The following is an 18,436-nucleotide window of genomic DNA, read 5'->3' on the forward strand; positions in this document are numbered from 1 at the left end:
GGCTAATATCCCGATCGATGTCAGTGCGGCGTTGCCGTGTCGTATCGGCGCAGCAGCAAGGGGTGGACTATCAAAAATGCGTCGCGTCCGATGAAATTCATGTCGCGCGCTTTAAATCTTTGTTTTCATGCATGTCCAATACCGATCAGGACTTTGGTGACATGCAAAATTGGAGGCGAGATTGGCCATGTCGATCCTTGTCTTGCCCGCGCGATACCGATGGTCCATCCGAACAGGCTCCTGCGGGACTTGTGCTGCACGAAGGCGCGGATTTTTGAGCGTCGGCCATTGGCCCGTGCCATCGCCTCGCTCATCGGCCGGCCTTGAGCCGATGTTGTTCTTGTACAGCACGGTTCGAAGCTGCGCCCCGTCATAAGCCGAGCAGTGGTGACGTTCCAGCCGCGGATGAAGCCGGCGATCGATCGAGGCATGGTTCTTGTAGCCGAAGGCGGGAACGGCGATATCGCGCTGCTCCGTCTTTCCCTCCTCGCCGGCCTTGGCCTTCGAGAACTTCACCGTCCAGCGCGCGTCCCGGTCCTTCTGGCGCAGCTTGGCTGGCTGCTTCTGACACTCGTCCGGCATCTTTCCTGCCTTGATGTCGGCCCTTTCGCATCGCTGTTGCGCTGCTTCGGCGCCTTCACGATCTTGGCATCCGCGATTGGCCGCCCATCGCCAGATAGCCCGCCTTGCCGAGGTGCTTGTCGAACCGGGCAAACAGGTTCTCCGCCGCCCGGGCCTGCGTGGCGTCGGGAACCTTGTCGCCGAGCCCTGCCCGAGGAACCGCATGAAGGAAAACCGGTCGTGGATCTGAAACTCGGCCTGATCGTCCGAGAGACTGTAGAGCGCCTGCAGCACCATGATCTTGAACATCATCACCGCATCGAAGGGCGGCCGGCCGCCTTTGGCGCCATCGGACCGCTTCAGCGCCTTGGCCAAAGGCTTGCGGAAAACCTCCCAAGGCACCACCGTGTTCAGCTTCCCCAGTGGTTCGCCGGCCTCGCTCAGCCGCACATAAGGCTCATCAATGTCCCAGAACCCCGCCCGTCCCAACGCCTCCGAGCAAATCACCAGGCGAAGTGAATCAAAATGCGCTCCCGATATGCGAGGTTTATCGAGGTGTCCAACTGGCTATAGATTGTGGGGCCGTAGTGGAGGCGGCGCGGTTGTCGGAGGGGCGCTCCTATGTCGCGGCTGCGACCCCGCGGCGTTCGTAGCAGAGCGCAAGCATCAGCCTTGCACCATCGGCAAATGTCGGGCGACCACCTTCAAGCGACCCCCTGTCAGCCGGCTGCAGGATGGCGAAAAGCGCGTCGAGCGTTCGCCTTGGGAGCAGGTCGGTACAATCACTCATCCGACAGAAGATGGAGCTGATCATCAAATGCCGCCCATCGACCTGGATCCTGGGTTCGTCCGCGTCGGCGATCCATTCGTCACAGAACTCTAAGGCATCTTGAAATGCCAGGTGCAGCCCGATCGGCGCGTGCCCATCGTGAAGCGGAGCCAGAAATTGCGCTGCTTCGCAGCGGCCGCCATGCGGAAAACAGCATACATCAATCTTTTCCATGAAAACGATGACCTCCACCGATCACCACCTTGCTCAGCGCACTTGTAACCGTGACGCTGGCGTGGATTGGACTTTGATCTGTAAGTCTAGCTCGACGAAAGCGGCAGATGCCGCCTCCAGATATGTCTCGGTCTGATGCTCGGGACAAGTTCGAAACGATCGTCCCGCTGGATATCGCCGAGCGCAGCCGAAACAGCGGATTTTGCCCAGCGATCATGACCCTGACTCTGTTGACTTCATACATGGGCGTATCATCAATCCCGGCATATCGATGCTCAGCATCCTACACTCCCGCGCTAAATTTGCGCTTCCCACGCGACCCAAATCACTCGTATATTGGGAACTTGCGTACCAGCGCGCACACCTCATCGCGAACCTCACGCTCCACGGCAGCGTTGCCATCTTCTCCATTGCCCAATAGCCCGTCGACGACCTTCATCGTCAGTTGGCCCACCAGGCGGAAATCCTCGGCAAGAAAGCCGCGTGTCGTGCAGGCGGGCGTCCCCAACCTGACTCCCGACGTGATAGCGGGGCTTTGCGGATCGAAGGGAATGCCGTTCTTGTTGCAGGTGATGTGAGCGCGGCCAAGTGCTGCCTCCACGGCTTTTCCGGTAAGCTGCTTGCGGCGCAGGTCGACAAGCATCAGATGCGTGTCGGTTCCACCCGAGACGATGTCGACGCCGCTCGCCGCGATGGTTGCCGCCAGCGTCTTTGCGTTGGCGACGACGTTTGCCGCATAGCTCTTGAACGCGGGCGTGAGCGCCTCGCCGAATGCAACCGCCTTGGCGGCGATGACATGCATCAGCGGTCCGCCCTGCAGGCCGGGAAACACCGATGAGTTGATCTTCTTGCCAATCTCCTCGTCGTTGGATAGCACCATGCCACCGCGCGGCCCGCGAAGCGTTTTGTGCGTGGTGGTGGTCACGACATGCGCATGCTGCAGCGGATTGGGATGGACGCCGCCGGCGACGAGACCGGCAAAATGCGCCATGTCGACGAACAGCTTGGCGCCGACCTCGTCGCAGATGCCGCGAAACACCTGGAAGTCGATGATGCGGGGATAGGCCGAGCCGCCGGCAAGTATGACTTTAGGGCGGTTCTTGAGAGCAAGGTCGCGGACCTCGTCATAGTCGATCCGCTGATCTTGCGGCCTCACGCCGTAGGAGACCACATTGAACCATTTGCCGGACTGGTTGACCGGAGAGCCATGGGTCAGGTGCCCGCCGGCGGCGAGATTGAGCCCCATGAACGTGTCGCCCGGCTGCATCAGCGCCATGAACACCGACTGGTTCGCCTGGCTGCCGGAATTGGGCTGGACGTTGGCATAGGAACAGTTGAACAGCGCCTTGGCGCGATCGCGTGCCAGGTCTTCGACCTCATCGACATACTGGCAGCCGCCGTAGTAGCGCCGGCCGGGATAACCCTCGGCATACTTGTTCGTCAGCACCGAGCCTTGCGCCTCAAGCACGGCCTTCGAGACGATGTTTTCCGAAGCGATCAATTCGATCTCCTCGCGCTGCCTGTGCAACTCGCGATTCATCGCCGCGCTGACGGCCGGATCGGATTCGGCCACGCCTGCGTGGAAGAACTGGCCGCCCAGGCTGCCGAGGCCCGGTCTTGTGGGAACGTTCATGAGGACCCTCCTTTTCAGGCGCGACAGCGCCGTCCCTAGTTTCTAGCCGGTCCATCCAAGGCCGGCGGATATGCAATTGATCGACAGCAGAAGCGCATTGATTGCCCGCTTCGGACTTGGTGTTGAAGCATTATGTGTTCGGACCTCGTGCAGCAGTTTGACCTGAAGCCGGTGGATGTCGTCCATCTGCGGACGAATGCGGTCGAAGTGACGCTTGAACGCCGGGAAGCGGGTCGACAGATCGACTCGTCCGGTGATCTCCCCAATCATCCGACGCGTCAGCTCATACTCGGAGGCAATCTTCCTGTGGATGCGCTCGCCGGTTTCTGGCTCGCTGACAAGCCCAGCGTAGAGGCGACCGATCTCCATGTCGGCCTGGTAAAGCGTCTTATCGACCTCGTCGACGATGAGGCGGAAGAAGCGCGAGCGCTCAAACATCTGCTTCAGCAGGTCCACGCCATGGTCACCGCGCACTGTGACAAAGGAATTGAGTGCGCTGCCAATCCCATACCATCCGGTCAGCAGATGGCGGTTCTGGCTCCAGGCGAAGACCCATGGGATGGCGCGAAGATCGGCGATGCTGCTGGCGCCGAACCGGCGCGGCGGGCGCGATCCGATTTTCAGCAGTGCAAGTTCCTCGACCGGGCTTGCCTGGTTGAAATAATCGATGAAGCCGGGCTCGTTGATGAGGCTGGCGTAAGACGCCTGCGACATGCCGGTCAGTGCTTCGAGCGCCTCTTCGAACTCCGGATTGTCCTTCAGTTCGGCCTCGTCGGCCGACTTGACGCTATGGGCAAGCACGCTCGCCGCCAATATCTCAAGTTGATAGAGGCCCGTCCCGCGATTGGCGAATTTCGATGACACCACCTCGCCCTGCTCGGTCACGCGCATGACGCCACCGACCGTTTGCGCCGGCTGTGCTGCGATCGCCCTGCCGGTCGGCGCGCCGCCACGGCTGACCGATCCACCGCGACCATGGAAAAAGCTGATCTTGATCTTGTTTTTCTGGCCGGTCCGAGTGAGCCGCTTCTGCGCCTTGCTAAGTTCCCAGTTGGAGGCGAGGAATCCGCCATCCTTGTTGGAATCCGAATAGCCGAGCATGATTTCTTGGCGGTTACCAAAATCGCGTATCGAGCGGCGAACGATCGACGTGCCGAGCAACTGGTCCATAATCTCGGGAGCGGCCCGCAAGTCCCCGATCGTTTCGAAAAGCGGCACGACTTTGAGCCTGATCGTGCCCGAGCCGTCGAGCGCGGTTGCCAGACCGCAATACTGGGCGACGAGATAGACGGCCAGGATGTCCTCGGGCGACTGCGTCATCGACAGGATGAAGGCGCCAATCGACGTGCTGCCGGTGCCCACCGCGGCATCGCGAATGACGTCGAACAGATCGAGGAGCTCGCGGGCCTCCTCGGTAAGCTGGTTACGCTTTATCTCGAGCCGCTCGCCGGCATGAAGGCCTTCGCGGATGCGCGCCGACCATTGCGGGGTTCCCGGGCGGGGTGCCGTCGATTGTGCTAGGGCGACCGCGGCAAACAGTTCGGCCAGGACCCGGTTCACCACCGTCGAGTTCTGTCGGATATCGAGCGACACGGTGCGAAAGCCAAAGCTGTCGAGCTGCCGCAGCAGCGGCTGAACGAACCGCTTGGCGATCAGGCTGCCGCCGATCCGATCGAGCACGTTCGACAGTGAAAGTAGATCCTTCCTGAAGGACTCTTCGTTCGGGTAGGCAACGCCGCTCCCCTGACCGCGCAGCGCCTCTAGCCGGCGCAGCATGGCGGCGGCGAACTGCCGAAGCGGCTCGTCGGAATTCCTCGCCGCGATCTCTTGCCCCTCGCCGCTCTTTTCAAGCGCGACCGCCAGCGCCGGCCCAAAGACCTCTGGGATGTCGACAACGTTCGAGCTCGCGCTCAGCACCGTGACCAGACGCCGGACCTGTCCCTGATACCACTCGATCGCGGCATTGCGGCATTCAGACAGGGCAAATGCAGTAATCTTCGCCGTCACATAGGGATTGCCGTCGCGGTCGCCGCCGATCCACGAACCGTAGCGCATGAACGGCGGCGCCTTGAGATCATAATGCGGATAGTGACGCCGCAAAGCGCCGTCGAGCGTCTCGTAAAGCTGTGGCGTCGCCTCGAAGATGACCTCACGGAAGAAATGCAGCCCCCAGGCGATCTCGCGCTCGACGGACGGCCGTTCTAGCCGCAGCTCGCCGGTCATCCACAAGATCTCGATCTCGCTCTTGAGATCGCGGATCAGCAACTCGCGCTCGCGCGGCGCCCATCTTTGCTGTTCCAGCTCGGTCAGCTTGCGGTAGATGCGGCGGTGGATTTCGAGCACCGTGACGCGTTTGGCCTCGGTGGGATGCGCCGTCATGGTCGGGCCAACGCAAAGACTGTCCAGCACCTCCTGCACCGCTTCTGGCGAATAGCCGCTCGCGGCTATCTGGCCGATGACATTGGAAAACGATCCGACGACCTCGTCGGAGCCGCCGGCCTGCTCAAGCTCGCGGCGTGAGCGCATTGCGTTGAGTTCGTTGGCAATGGCCAGCAGCTGAAACCAGATCCCGCTAGCCTGCAAAGCGGCAATGCGCCGCTCTTTGGGAAGCGTGTCGAGATCGACCAGCCCGTTGAGCACCTCCGCTATGTCGGGCTCGCGCTCATTGACGACGGACAGCAACAGGCGAAACAGGAGGCTTCTCGCATCCTCGCGGAAACCAATTGGCCGGCTTTCCTCCAAGGCGCCACCCTGTTCATCGTAAGAGCGGTGTGTGTGTTCCAGGAGCGTGATCATCTTCGTGCCTTCGCGGCCTCCTGAAATACCTAAGAGTCTGCTGATATTCCTAGTAAGAATAAAATTGTTGTACCGGTGCATTGCGCATCCAGTGCACGCTGCATGTGACACCTTTAAGCAACATTTTTTGCCTGTGAGGAACGCCCGAACGGGTAGATTCGGCATTCATTCGGGTAGCGTAAGCACTGATCAATTAGTGACCGCGAAGATCGCTCCCGGTTGGGAAAGAGCGCGGTTCCACGGCCAGACCTTGCGCAAGGAAGGATCGTAGCTGACCCTTCATCCCCGTGCTCTCCGGCATGGGCCGGGATGATTAGCGCGCCACGGCTGGCCGGCTGATGAGTAGATCATCAGCTCATCTGACTAATGATCTCAAGGGTCATGTAGCGCGCTCGTGGCACGGCCCGTTCATCATTCTGTCCGAGCAGCAAGGCGCTGACGAGGCGGACAAACGCATCGTCATTGGGGATGATGCCGACGACCGCGGTCCTCCGCTCAATCTCGCCGTTGAGCCGCTCGATTGATGGATTGAAGCTTGTCTCCTTCGGAAAGGTCACGTAGGCGAGCACATCGTGTTCGGCTTCATCCATGATGGCGGCGAGCTTCGGTACCTTCGGCCGGATCTGATGAGAAACGGCGCGCCATTGCACGCTTGCGGCCTCGGCCGTCTCCTGGGCAAACACGATAGCGAGGCCGTGGACCCGGCGCCCGCTCTTGCCGGCATGCGCCAGCACGTTGCGCATAAAATGAACCCGGCAACGTGCTAAGATGATTGATCAGTGTTTCTCAAACGCGATCCACATGATAGCCGAGCAAACTCAGATTGCAGTGCCAACTCAACCGGCCTATGGGATTTTGGCTCCTGGAGCCGTGAATCAAAACAGTTCAGCGCGTCGGAACCGGATGCTCGCCACGGTAGTCGTAGAAGCCGCGGCCGGTCTTGCGGCCGAGCCAGCCGGCCTCGACATACTTCACTAGCAGCGGACAGGGGCGGTATTTGGAATCCGGTAGGCCCTCATGCAGCACCTGCATGATCGACACGCAGATGTCGAGGCCGATGAAGTCGGCAAGCTGCAGTGGCCCCATCGGGTGGTTGGCGCCGAGCTTTATGGCGGTGTCGATCGCATCGACGGTGCCGACGCCCTCATAGAGCGTGTAGATCGCTTCGTTGATCATCGGCAGCAGGATGCGGTTAACTATGAAGGCCGGAACGTCCTCGGAGACGGTGATCGTCTTGTCGAGCTGCTTCACATAGGCCTTGGCCGTCTCGAAGGTCTGGTCCTCGGTGGCGATGCCGCGCACCAGCTCGACCAGCTTCATCACGGGAACCGGGTTCATGAAATGTATGCCAATGAAGCGCTCCGGCCGGTCGGTCTGCGCGGCAAGCCGGGTGATCGAGATCGACGAGGTGTTGGTCGCCAGGATGGCTTCGGGATTGAGCTGCGGACAAAGCTGGGCGTAGATCTTGCGCTTGACCGTCTCGTCCTCGGTCGCCGCTTCGATCACCAGATCGGCGCCGGCCAGATCGGCCATCGCCAGCGCGGCGGCAATGCGTGCCATCGCCTGGTTGCGCAGCTTCTCATCAAGTTTGCCGGAGCCCACCTGGCGGGCCATGTTGCCGCTGATGGTGGCGATGCCTTTCTCGATCCGGTCAGGCGATATATCGTAAACCAGCACCTTGTAACCCGCCAGCGCCGATACGTGGGCGATACCGGCCCCCATTTGACCCGCACCGATTATGCCAATCTTTTTGTCATTGCTGCCATCCCATCTTGTTCCGAGCGGGTCCAGGTGTTCCTTCAAGAACCAGTCGTCGTGTTTCGCCATGACAAGACCCAAGCTCCTAGGTTGCTACGCGGTCCGGCATAGCAACATACTCGCGCCTTCTGGGCCCGGTATAGAGCTGCCGTGGACGGCCGATCTTCTGGTGCGGGTCCTCGATCATTTCTTTCCACTGCGCGATCCAGCCGACGGTACGGGCGACCGCGAACAGCACGGTGAACATGGTGGTGGGGAAGCCCAGCGCCTTCAGCGTGATGCCGGAGCCGGAATAGAAGTCGACATTCGGGTAGAGTTTCTTCTCGATGAAATAGGGATCGGTGAGGGCGATCTTTTCCAGCCCCATGGCGATGTCGAGCAGCGGATCGTCCTTGATGCCGAGTTCGCCCAGAACCTCGTGCGCGGTCTTCTGCATGATCTTGGCGCGCGGATCGTAGTTCTTGTAGACGCGATGGCCAAAGCCCATCAGCCGGAACTGGTCGTTCTTGTCCTTGGCGCGGGCGATGAATTCCGGGATGTGATCGACATGGCCGATCTCGCCCAGCATGTTGAGCGCCGCTTCATTGGCGCCGCCATGCGCCGGGCCCCACAGGCAAGCGATGCCTGCGGCGATGCACGCGAACGGGTTGGCGCCCGACGAGCCGGCGAGACGAACGGTCGAGGTCGAGGCGTTCTGCTCGTGATCGGCGTGCAGGATGAAGATGCGCTCCATGGCGCGCGCCAGCACCGGGTTGATCTTGTACNAGAGCCGGCGAGACGAACGGTCGAGGTCGAGGCGTTCTGCTCGTGATCGGCGTGCAGGATGAAGATGCGCTCCATGGCGCGCGCCAGCACCGGGTTGATCTTGTACTCCTCGCACGGCACGGCAAAGCACATATGCAGGAAGTTGGCGGCGAAATTGAGCTCGTTCTTCGGGTAAATGAAGGGCTGGCCGATATGGTATTTATAGGCCATCGCCGCGATCGTCGGCATCTTGGCGATCAGCCGCATGGAGGCAACCATGCGCTGGTAGGGGTCGGAGATGTCGGTGGAGTCATGGTAGAAGGCCGACAGCGCGCCGACCACGCCGCACATCACCGCCATCGGGTGCGCGTCGCGGCGGAAGCCGGTGAAGAAGCGCGACATCTGCTCGTGCACCATGGTGTGGCGCGTCATACGGTAATCGAAATCGTCCTTCTGCGCCTTGGTCGGCAATTCGCCGTAGAGCAGGAGATAGCAGACTTCGAGGAAGTCGCCATGTTCGGCCAACTGGTCGATCGGATAGCCGCGATGCAAGAGAATGCCGTCATCGCCGTCGATGAAGGTGATCGTCGAATCGCAGCTTGCCGTCGAGGTGAAGCCGGGATCGTAGGTGAAGGCGCCTGTTTGATCAAACAGCTTACCTATGTCTATCGCGTGGGGACCCATCGTGCCCGGGTGGACGTCGAGTACGCACTGGCGCCCGCCCATCTCCAAGACTGTAATTCCCAAGTCCATTGTCGCACTCTCAATCGGAGGACGGTCGGATCGCATGACACCGAAGCCAGGCTTATAATGGCGTTGCACGAGAAAGGCTTAGGTGAGACCTAGCTGAAGCGCCCACCTAAACGACTAGCTCTCAAGCAATCACGCGACGAACTGATTCATGGTGTTTTGAATGCCGCCCGCCGTCAGCGCCGCCTCACCAGCGAAATACTCCTTGTGGTCATCGCCCAAATCGGAGCCGGCCATGTTCTGGTGTTTGACGCAGGCAATTCCTTGACGAATTTGGCGGCGCTGCACGTTGGCCACGTATCCCAACATCCCCTGTTCGCCGAAATATTCCTTGGCGAGATTGTCGGTCGACAGCGCGGCTGTGTGGTAGGTCGGCAAGGTGATCAGATGATGGAAAATGCCCGCACTGGCGGCCGAGTCGCGTTGGAAAGTGCGGATCTTTTCGTCAGCTTCGAGCGCGAGCTCCGAGCTGTCGTAATCTGCGCTCATCAGCTTCGTGCGATCATAGCTGGCAACATCCTTGTCTTGTGAGAGCCAAGCGTCGAAAACCTGCTGCCGAAAGTTCAGCGTCCAGTTGAAAGATGGTGAGTTGTTGTAGACCAGCTTCGCGTTGGGAATAACCTGGCGAATGCGGTCTACCATGCTTGCGATCTGCTGGATGTGCGGCTTTTCGGTTTCGATCCAAAGAAGATCCGCGCCGTTCTGTAGGGCAGTGACGCAGTCCAAGACACACCTGTCCGCACCGGTGCCTTCCCGGAACCGGAAGAGGTTGGAACGGAGTCGCTTTGGCCGGAGGATCTTCGAGCCTCGGGCAATTAGGACGTCTCCGTTTGAAAGCTCGCGATTGGCAACTTCTTCGCAATCGAGGAAGGAGTTGTAGAGGTCACCGATGTCGCCCTCCTCGGCACTGAACGCGATCTGCTTGGTGAGACCGGCGCCTAGTGAGTCGGTGCGCGCGACGATAATTCCATTGTCTACCCCAAGTTCAAGGAAGGCATACCGACAAGCGCGGATCTTGGCGACGAAATCCTCGTGCGGAACCGTGACCTTGCCGTCCTGATGGCCGCACTGCTTTTCGTCGGATACCTGGTTCTCAATCTGGAGCGCACACGCCCCGGCTTCGATCATTTTCTTGGCCAGCAGATAGGTGGCCTCCGCGTTACCAAACCCAGCATCGATGTCAGCAATGATGGGCACGATGTGGGTTTGGTAGTTGTCGACTGAGTCCAACAGCCAGCGCTCGTGTGCTGCATCGCCGCGCTCTCTTGCCTTGTCGATTTCTCTGAAGATCATGCCAAGCTCGCGAGCATCGGCTTGGCGCAGGAATGTATAGAGCTCCTCGACTAACGCAGGAACGCTGGTCTTCTCGTGCATCGACTGGTCGGGCAGCGGCCCGAACTCGGAACGAAGCGCCGCGACCATCCAGCCTGACAAATAGAGATAGCGGCGATCGGTTGACCCGAAATGCTTCTTTATTGATATGAGCTTTTGTTGCCCGATGAATCCATGCCAGCAACCAAGAGATTGGGTGTACTTGCCGGAATCTTGGTCATAGGCGGCCATGTCTTGTCGCATGATAGCAGCGGTGTACTTGGCTACATCGAGGCCGGTCCGAAACCTGTTCTGCAGCCGCATGCGTGCGACTGCTTCCTCTGATATGCCTCGCCAATTGGCATTGGCCCGAATTACGCTGACTGCTTCTTCGAGAGTGTTCAGGTACGACATCGTTCGTGCAAGCCCTTCAATGAAGATTTCATTGTCTAGGCTAGCTCGGATTGGGGGCTCTGTAGAGGTCCGTTCTTGTCATGCTGTAAGACTTTACAGCGGTTGTTGGTAACTATGTAATGTTTGTAATATGTCCCAGCTAAGCGGCGTTCGGGGTAGGCGTTACCGGCCGTGGGCGCATTATGGATGCGGTGGAAATGGCTTCATCGTCATTGCGGCCAAGCCGGCAGACTCGCCCCGACGCTCTCGGCAGCCTCGGCCACCCCAAATTGCCGGGCGCTTCGCCACCACTCTCAACTTCGTGATGCGTCGCGGGGTACGGCTCTTTGGTCCCAACCTTCAGACGCCGGAGAGCAGCGCATGGCCCATAACATCGAAGACCCAGCCAAGGATGTCATGTTAGTGGAAACAACTTTACAAAAACCACTTGTGATGTTGTAACTTAAGGATGCAAAAACCCGGCGTATACCTTGGCCCCCGGTTACGGCGGCTTCGCAAAGACCTCGGCCTGACGCAGGCAAATATGGCCACCGAAATAGGAATATCGTCATCGTACATTGCTCTCATGGAAAGAAATCAGCGACCGGTCACTGCGGAGGTGCTGATTCGTCTGGCAAAGACCTATACGATAGAGCTCTCGACCTTAATGGAGGACAAGGATCCGAGCTTGGTGGATCGGCTAAAAGCCACAATGAAGGATCCCATATTCGCCGATATTGAAATCTCGCCGGTCGAGATCGCTGATCTCTTGAGTAACTTTCCGGGTTTTGCGGATGCGATGCTCCGCCTGTACACGGCTTACGGGAGCGAACAATTTGCTCTCGCGGACCTGCAGCAGCTAGCAGGCAGCCGAGGCAGCGTGGACGGCCGAACGGATCCAGTTGCTTCTGTTAGGGCGTTCTTGGCAGCACACCGAAACTGCTTTCCTCAGCTAGACTCAGCTGCTGAGACAAAGGCTCTGGAAGTCAGCCATGCCGGTGGACTGGTAGCGTTTCTAAAGCATCGACATGGGTTGAGTGTGCGACGCTTGCCGCACGACGTCATGATGGGGTCGGTTCGGCGCCTCGATCGGCACCGGAGAGAAATCCTGCTCGATGACGGACTCGATGTAGCTAGCCAGAATTTTCAGTTAGCCCAACAGCTTGCTTACCTGGAGGTCAACGACGAAATTCAGAAGACTGTTGAGGGCGCAAACCTCGTTTGCGAGGACGCCCGCCACCTCGCTCATCGCGCGTTAGCTGGGTACTTTGGTGCCGCGGTTTCTATGCCCTATGCGCAGTTTGCAAAGGCAGCCGAAAGCAAGCGATACGATGTCGAAGCCATCTCCCGGCAGTTCAACACAAGCTTCGAGCAGACAGCTCATCGCCTCACTACACTGCAAAAGCCCGGCCAAGAGCGCATACCATTCTTCTTCATCCGCGTCGATAACGCCGGAAACGTTTCGAAGAGGCTAGATAGCGCCAATTTCCCATTTGCGCGGCACGGAGGCGGATGCCCTTTGTGGAGCTTGCATCAGGTATTCACTTCACCAAGAACTGTCGTGACCCAATGGCTGGAGTTGCCTGACGGTCAGCGCTTCTTTTCGATCGCAAGAACGGTGAGTTCGGGCGGAGGAGCTTATGCGTCCGCCCGAGTGACGCGTGCGGTGGCTTTGGTGTGCGAAGCACGCCATTCCGAGCGAATGGTTTACTATGACCGCAATATCGCTCCCGTGTACACTCCAATCGGCATATCCTGTCGCCTTTGTCATCGGGCTACATGCTTGTCTCGCTCAGAACCGCCAATCGGGCGTAGCATATTGGCTGATGCCTTCAGACGTGCCGAAGCTCCTTTTGGCTTCTCTGACTGAAAGCCCAGACTTAGCCCCCGCCGCCTATCGAAATCCTGACCGCGAGGTGCTCGTCAAGGGCGGCGGTGCGCAGGGAACTGCATTGCGTCGATGTGCTCGTCCAGCCAAACAGCCTGCGCTTCGGTTCGAAGAGCGCGGAACAGATTGTCCAGCGCAGCCTCGCTTGTCGTTCGAGCGTCGCAGAAGCAGCGTGAGGCGTGCCAAGCAACGATGTTTTCGATGCGCTTGCCAGATCGAAGGGCATCGCGCCGAAAAGCTGATCGGACCCCATCTGTCAGCCTCCGTCCAAGCCCGGAGGCGGTCGCCTTGGAGCTACCCCCACGATGGGAGACTGAGCCGCTCTCTCGCTGAACTAAAAAATGCCCGATCCGTTTCTCGACAATCTTCTGCTCGATCTGCATCGCGAACTCGTTGGCAAAAATCGGATCGTCGATGGTGGTGTCTATACGCAGGTCACGCGCGCCAATCCCGGCGACCGCGATTTTGTCTTTCCGGATCCCCAGGCCACGCCTCCGAGCATCGTCATGTTCACGCAGAGTAAGCCCTGTCTTGCCGACGCGCCGATTGCCAGGCATGGCTAAAGGTAAAATCCGTTCCGGACCTTCGCTGGGCGCGTCGCGACATCAAGACGGTCCAGCTTCTTTACCCATCCCTCGCGCCTATGGAAGCGATCAGTGCAGGCAAGGACGATGCCTGGCTGGGAACGGAGGAATATGTCGCGGAGTCGACTGCCGCCAACGCCTACATCGTCACAGGCAGAACCATCGCAAGCCACCCGCTTTCGAACGACGTGCTGCATGGAATCACACGAGCATCCTTGACACGTTTGATAACGGCCACCGAATTTACGCTGGGAGAGCGTAAATTCACGATCGATGAAGCAAAGTCTGCCGACGAAGACTTCGCTGCAAGTTTCAGTCGCCGAGCAGAAGACACGCCAGAACGCCGATCCGCCTGACACGTAATCGTGCATTTGTTCCACTCGTCGCCCACGTTTCCAAGCCTGGCTTACCTTCCCCAGGTCGTGAGCGAGTCACCGAGCGCCCCACGGTCCGAGCACTAGCTATCGCGTGGGGGCATCTGCTTTGCTGAGATCTTCGGCGTTACTTTTGTCGTCGCGCGCCTGCTCACTCAATGTTTTTAGGTAGGAAGCTGCAACGGAGTCATTGGCTCGTCACCAGTCGTCCATTCGTCAGGATCCTTGTTGATGTTATCGCTTTTTTCTCGGGCCGAAGCTTGCATTTCGTTCTCCATACGCAGAACGGCAGAACGCGTTTGCCCCCATGCATCGGCTGGCGGTCCGGTAAACACGTCGAACTCCGAGCAGCTCCCGTCTAGGTCTTGCCTTAAGTTGTATCTCAGTTGCACCATGAGCCTAATTTAGGAGATAAATGTCTGAGCGAGGGGATCGTGTGACTGGGGGCGCGTCAGCCAGGAGCTGGCACCGGCTGAATACTTGGATCACGAATACGCCGAGGATCTGGTAGGCCATACTGAATGCCGAAGATCTCAAGCGTCGATTGTCGCGAGGGAGGGACGTATGATGGCAACCCACTGGTTCAAGCCTCCGGTTCCCGTCATCGGCGAGCGACCCGGCATGACCTACAACGTCAACAGCGTGGAGGCCGCTTCCGAGTATCTGGTGAAGTGGGCGAAGCGTGGCCGTAAGTGGAACCAAGCTGTCAGCGCCTGCATGGCTGCTATGGCCGGTGAGGCGACGGCTCAAGAGGCGCGGAGGTGCTTCAGGCTCGCTGCTATCGAGGAGGGGCAGCTTCCGAGCTGCTCATGAAAAGACTGATTAGCCCGCCACCCCGCCGACACCTGCGGGCAGCAATACCGGATGGGTAGCTCGCTGAAGACCTAGCCAGATACAAACGTGGCTGGGTTCACGGGCCGGACCTAAGTCTCGCCGCCAAAACGCATTGGTCTGAGCTTGGCTTCCGGTAAGGAACTGTCTCGGGAGATCGATGTTGGGTGCGCAGGCGCAGCCACGTCCCTTTCTGCGTCGCTTAGGGTTCGCTCGTCAGTTCGCATTGCGGGCGGACCCTAACCTCAAGAGGGATGGGCGGTAGTGTGTTCGCGTTGACGCGTTCTGCATGGGACGGACACGGGCTTGTCCCGAACGCGGTTTGCCAAATGGATCGAGACTTCCCAAAAGGTTCTAGCAATGCCCATACCTAACGAGTTGGAGGATGCGGAGCTTGTCTTCGACTGTCCCAAATGCTCCCATCCTATTGTAAGGCGAGGGTCATGGTTCAAGGTAATATCCATGTTTCGCTGCGAGACGTGCAATGCTAAGATTCGTCTCGGCTACCCAGACAAGCTCGTGTTGTTCGAGCGGCATCGCCATTTGATAAAAATCCCGCGAGCGGATGCATCGGCTGTTTGAATGAGACCGTAGCTCGGCGGACCTACTCTGGGATTCCGGCGTCGAAGTGAGCGATGGCTTCGACGAAGATGCGGTAAAGGCTATCCACATCCTCATCCAGCTCTATCCTCTTGATGCCGACTGCTTTGGCGTCGGCCAAGAGCTTATGGGTGAGTTCTCCGATTGAGACCGCATCGGGAGGCGCTGTCTCCGGGATGTCGTTAGCAATCCATTTGTGCAGAAAGTTCATGCGGCATGTGCTCATCTAAAGAACCACCAGCCGCCAAGAGCACAGAACGCAAGCACAACGACTGCGGCCGAGATCAAAATTCCCTTCCGGTTCTCCCACTTTGGTGCAGGACCGGGTACCAGCTTCTCGGCATGATCGTTCATATCGAGACAAGCAACGCCGGGAGATTAGGTTCCGCTAATTTGACGCCTTCGGCGAACGACAGGGCGCCGGAGAGGTAAGCTGGACCGCAGCTAGTCGGCTTTGCGCCTATCGCTTAACCTTTGTTATTGCGGTGGTGCTGCCCTGCGGTATTTACGCTGCGCCGCTGCGTCCTATGACCGGTCACCGAGAGCTTCCGAAAATTGAGCACGTGAAGGAATGGACCTATTTTGGGTGATGCCGATGCTCGTCATTGTCCACCTTTCGAGTGTCGCGAACGCCGCAGATCAACAGGATGGATTTGGCCGTGAAAGGAAGCCGACCGAGTATTTCGTTGTTCGATTTTGACATACTCTCCAAGGCTCTTACGTCAGCCGTCAGGGATAATCCGGCTTCCGATTGGAAGGTCCAGGCCCGCGAGCTGGTGCGTCTATACACCGGCAAAAAGTCAGCCGACGAAGATTTGATCGCAGCATTGCTTCATGCCAGTCGCGCCCAGTTGGACTTGGAGGAATCCAAGGCCGGTCGGCCCGGCAAGATTGACTGAATACAGCCACCTGCTCGACGTGCTCTATCACCGGGTTCTAGATAGCGTTTCTGATGCAAAACTAGATGCAGTGCGGCGGATTTGACCTCGGGCATCTGAGTCACGCGATAAGGCCGTTCTCAATTGAAAACACACTCACCACCAGTGGGTGCTGCATGGAACAGTTCCGGCAAATCCAAGTTCGGCTCCGAACGGAGACGGACATGGCGGTCAAACAAAGTTCCAACGACAATCGAATGCCAGAACAGAAGCCGTTCGGCCGCGCGGGGGAGATGTCGCGCGAACAGGCGGAAGAAGTAGTCAGATCGCGACGCCGGTACAAAATGGCCAGACGTGCACGAGACTCGATACGAGGTTCGGCCACGCTTCGCATCGTTGTTGTCAGAAGCTAAGCATAGGCTGTTGGCGCTTCCGCTGGTCCTGCGCCGGCCCGGCACAAGATCGCTGTCCTATGCACCTCGATCGGGCCGCCCAGGGATAAGAGGGGACTTGCCGGTGAAATCATTATGGTTTGGCGCCGCACTTGCGACGAGCATCCCGGCGGGGGCATACCGACACCGTGGCGAGAGGGCTCTTGGCATTCATCGCGGTGCGCTCCGACAGGCACATGATGCTATGATCGGCACCTCTACATGCGCCAGCGCATGATCCAACTGCTGTCGGACATGGCTGATTTCTACCGCTTCACCACGTCTGCTGAGGCATTCAAGCAGGCCGTGAAGGCTCCAGACATTGCGTGGGTGTTGGCAAGGCCGCGGCAACGTCGCATCAAGTCCAAGGTCGGCGCGATAGACAGCCTCAGCTTCAGCATATTGTTCGGCATCCATCAGCAATGTGCCAAGTGCGTGTCGCGTCGGCTGCATCCAACCCCATGGCTCGTCATAAAGTAAATTGTCGTCGAGATCGACCGCAAGTCGCAGGAGGTTCAGACCTTCATGGACGCGGCCGGATTTGTAGTGCAACTCCCCCAGCATCATCGCTTCGGCAACCTTCAGGATATCGGCGCAGGGGTTGTTGAAAAGCATGCGCTCGGGTTGCACTGCATCGCGCGCTGCCGCGAAAAGGCTAGCGCTTTCCTCTGCCTGGGGAATTCTACCGAGGTTGGACAGAGCCACGGTCCGGGCATAATGCAACAAGACGGTGCTGAAGGAGTATAGCTCCGCATCCTCGGGGAAGGTCTCTTTCAGAATGCAGGACCAGCGGCCAAACCGGATAAATACGTGCAACTTCATCGGCGCGAAGGCTTCGAACATCTCTGGCATGTAACGCACCACCGGCTCTGGCAGGTTTTCCGCCAATGCCGTAGCGGCCTCGAAGGCATCCGACGGACGACCAAGGAACATGGCCCCGTAGATTTGAAAGTGAAGATTGTGGATCCGGTAGACCGTGTAAAAGTTCTTACCGCCTGCATGAGTGAAATATAAGCGATCCACCTGAGCCGCTTGCCGGTTGCGCGCCACGACTTTGTGGTAGTCGCCGCAAAGCACGTCGATGTGCGTCGCCATATGCACAAGATGCCCAGAGTCCGGTACGAGGCGCACCAGCCGATCTCCATGCGGCAAGAATTTTTCAGGCGTCGGCGACATCTCCATGAGATGAATGTAGAAATGCAACAACCCCGGATGTTCCCAGGCTGCTGGCTGGGTCGTGAAGGCGCAGTCCAATGCCGCGCGCGCTTCTTCCGCCGATGAGCCAGCAGCAGGCTGCCCAGTCCGAGTATCCCACAGCGCCCAAGGCGTGCGGTTGATCAGTGCCTCGACAAAGATTGCGATCACGTCCAGATCGTCAGGGAACGTCTCGTATACTCGGCGCATCGCTGTAGCGAAATCGTCATTCCAAGGCCCGTAATCCTTAATCTCAGGATCGGTAGGGAACCGCGACGTCAGCGCATCAAGTAACGCGCGCTCGACTTGGATTGCGGAAAGATCGCGCGCTACCGACAGCAATACATGCGCCCGCGTTAACGCGGCATTGCGCTCTGCTTGTCCAAAGGATTCCCATAGCTTGTTGTAGTTTGGGCCTAGACAGTGGGCGATTCCCCATCGCGCCATGACGTTTGAAGGCGCCAGTTCGAGCACGCGCTCGTAACAGGCAATGGCCTCTTCATGGTTGAATCCGTATTGCCAGATCAGTCCCCGGTCAAACCATATCTGCGCCTCGGAAGACGTGTTCTCCAGCCGTCGTGAGAAAGTGCCTAAATCAAAATACGTCATCGTATTCAACTCCGCGGCTGACGGCGACTACCGGCCAGACTACAGCAAACCCGCGAAGGAAGGGAGTTCGACAGAAGGCTGACCGCTTGATCTCACCG

At 58.7% G+C, this 18,436-nt stretch carries 13 protein-coding genes and 4 pseudogenes; 4 read left to right on the forward strand and 13 right to left on the reverse strand.

Annotated features, from left to right (window positions below; genetic code table 11):
- Positions 1-111: 111 nt before the first annotated feature.
- The 9 genes and pseudogenes from ASD12_RS21580 to ASD12_RS21620 form a co-directional block, all read right to left on the reverse strand.
- A pseudogene (locus ASD12_RS21580) lies at positions 112-1,050 on the reverse strand (transposase).
- Positions 1,051-1,180: 130 nt separating this feature from the next.
- Positions 1,181-1,564, reverse strand: coding sequence for a hypothetical protein (locus ASD12_RS21585; RefSeq protein WP_082525600.1), 384 nt, complete (start codon positions 1,562-1,564; stop codon positions 1,181-1,183).
- Positions 1,565-1,889: 325 nt separating this feature from the next.
- Positions 1,890-3,197, reverse strand: coding sequence for a serine hydroxymethyltransferase (gene glyA, locus ASD12_RS21590; RefSeq protein ID WP_056570508.1), 1,308 nt, complete (start codon positions 3,195-3,197; stop codon positions 1,890-1,892).
- A gap of 42 nt (positions 3,198-3,239) precedes the next feature.
- A complete protein-coding gene (locus ASD12_RS21595) occupies positions 3,240-5,993 on the reverse strand; it encodes a phosphoenolpyruvate carboxylase (RefSeq protein ID WP_244482934.1) in 2,754 nt (917 codons plus the stop codon).
- A gap of 313 nt (positions 5,994-6,306) precedes the next feature.
- Positions 6,307-6,754, reverse strand: a pseudogene (locus tag ASD12_RS21600) (transposase); the annotation flags it as partial.
- A 124-nt stretch (positions 6,755-6,878) separates the two neighbouring features.
- Complete coding sequence (locus ASD12_RS21605; RefSeq protein ID WP_280139594.1) at positions 6,879-7,739, reverse strand: 3-hydroxybutyryl-CoA dehydrogenase; 861 nt, start codon at positions 7,737-7,739, stop codon at positions 6,879-6,881.
- A gap of 97 nt (positions 7,740-7,836) precedes the next feature.
- Positions 7,837-8,515: citrate/2-methylcitrate synthase (locus tag ASD12_RS21610; protein ID WP_280139593.1), on the reverse strand; the 679-nt coding region annotated here is incomplete at its 5' end.
- 1 nt (position 8,516) lies between these two features.
- A pseudogene (locus ASD12_RS21615) lies at positions 8,517-9,221 on the reverse strand (citrate/2-methylcitrate synthase); the annotation flags it as partial.
- Between the two features lie 156 nt (positions 9,222-9,377).
- On the reverse strand, positions 9,378-10,970 hold the full coding sequence (locus tag ASD12_RS21620; protein ID WP_056590790.1) for an isocitrate lyase: 1,593 nt from the start codon (positions 10,968-10,970) through the stop codon (positions 9,378-9,380).
- 448 nt (positions 10,971-11,418) lie between these two features.
- Here ASD12_RS21620 and ASD12_RS21625 point away from each other — a divergent pair, with 448 nt between their 5' ends.
- A complete protein-coding gene (locus ASD12_RS21625; RefSeq protein WP_056570515.1) occupies positions 11,419-12,819 on the forward strand; it encodes a helix-turn-helix transcriptional regulator in 1,401 nt (466 codons plus the stop codon).
- A 53-nt stretch (positions 12,820-12,872) separates the two neighbouring features.
- On the opposite strand, the gene ASD12_RS34275 is transcribed toward ASD12_RS21625, so the two are convergent.
- Positions 12,873-13,394, reverse strand: a complete 522-nt coding sequence (locus tag ASD12_RS34275; protein WP_156394410.1) for a hypothetical protein — start codon at positions 13,392-13,394, stop codon at positions 12,873-12,875.
- Between ASD12_RS34275 and ASD12_RS21640 the strand changes: the two genes are divergently transcribed.
- On the forward strand, positions 13,364-13,777 hold the full coding sequence (locus ASD12_RS21640) for an aminotransferase class IV (protein WP_082525597.1): 414 nt from the start codon (positions 13,364-13,366) through the stop codon (positions 13,775-13,777). The two genes, ASD12_RS34275 and ASD12_RS21640, sit on opposite strands and share 31 nt — an antisense overlap.
- Before the next feature lie 105 nt (positions 13,778-13,882).
- On the opposite strand, the pseudogene ASD12_RS34280 reads toward ASD12_RS21640, so the two are convergent.
- Positions 13,883-14,061 (reverse strand): annotated as a pseudogene (locus ASD12_RS34280) (DUF3072 domain-containing protein).
- A gap of 298 nt (positions 14,062-14,359) precedes the next feature.
- On the opposite strand from ASD12_RS34280, the gene ASD12_RS21645 reads away from it, so the two are divergent.
- Complete coding sequence (locus ASD12_RS21645; protein ID WP_162252271.1) at positions 14,360-14,608, forward strand: DUF982 domain-containing protein; 249 nt, start codon at positions 14,360-14,362, stop codon at positions 14,606-14,608.
- Positions 14,609-15,230: 622 nt separating this feature from the next.
- Here the strand turns inward: ASD12_RS21645 and ASD12_RS21650 are convergent.
- Positions 15,231-15,452, reverse strand: coding sequence for a DUF768 domain-containing protein (locus tag ASD12_RS21650; protein WP_056570525.1), 222 nt, complete (start codon positions 15,450-15,452; stop codon positions 15,231-15,233).
- Positions 15,453-15,912: 460 nt separating this feature from the next.
- On the opposite strand from ASD12_RS21650, the gene ASD12_RS21655 reads away from it, so the two are divergent.
- Positions 15,913-16,125, forward strand: coding sequence for a hypothetical protein (locus ASD12_RS21655; protein ID WP_244482935.1), 213 nt, complete (start codon positions 15,913-15,915; stop codon positions 16,123-16,125).
- A gap of 581 nt (positions 16,126-16,706) precedes the next feature.
- Here the strand turns inward: ASD12_RS21655 and ASD12_RS21665 are convergent.
- A complete protein-coding gene (locus tag ASD12_RS21665; protein WP_056590795.1) occupies positions 16,707-18,338 on the reverse strand; it encodes a tetratricopeptide repeat protein in 1,632 nt (543 codons plus the stop codon).
- Positions 18,339-18,436: the final 98 nt, after the last annotated feature.

This window comes from Mesorhizobium sp. Root102 (assembly GCF_001425625.1).
Taxonomy (GTDB): Bacteria; Pseudomonadota; Alphaproteobacteria; order Rhizobiales; family Rhizobiaceae; genus Mesorhizobium.

Excerpts from the sequence above, each read along its gene's own strand:
- ASD12_RS21650 (WP_056570525.1), bottom strand. The coding sequence starts at position 15,452 with ATGAGCACATGCCGCATGAACTTTCTGCACAAATGGATTGCTAACGAC.
- ASD12_RS21620 (WP_056590790.1), bottom strand. The coding sequence starts at position 10,970 with ATGTCGTACCTGAACACTCTCGAAGAAGCAGTCAGCGTAATTCGGGCC.
- ASD12_RS21585 (WP_082525600.1), bottom strand. The coding sequence starts at position 1,564 with ATGGAAAAGATTGATGTATGCTGTTTTCCGCATGGCGGCCGCTGCGAA.
- glyA (WP_056570508.1), bottom strand. The coding sequence starts at position 3,197 with ATGAACGTTCCCACAAGACCGGGCCTCGGCAGCCTGGGCGGCCAGTTC.
- ASD12_RS21595 (WP_244482934.1), bottom strand. The coding sequence starts at position 5,993 with ATGATCACGCTCCTGGAACACACACACCGCTCTTACGATGAACAGGGT.
- ASD12_RS21625 (WP_056570515.1), top strand. The coding sequence starts at position 11,419 with ATGCAAAAACCCGGCGTATACCTTGGCCCCCGGTTACGGCGGCTTCGC.
- ASD12_RS34275 (WP_156394410.1), bottom strand. The coding sequence starts at position 13,394 with ATGCCTGGCAATCGGCGCGTCGGCAAGACAGGGCTTACTCTGCGTGAA.
- ASD12_RS21665 (WP_056590795.1), bottom strand. The coding sequence starts at position 18,338 with ATGACGTATTTTGATTTAGGCACTTTCTCACGACGGCTGGAGAACACG.
- ASD12_RS21645 (WP_162252271.1), top strand. The coding sequence starts at position 14,360 with ATGATGGCAACCCACTGGTTCAAGCCTCCGGTTCCCGTCATCGGCGAG.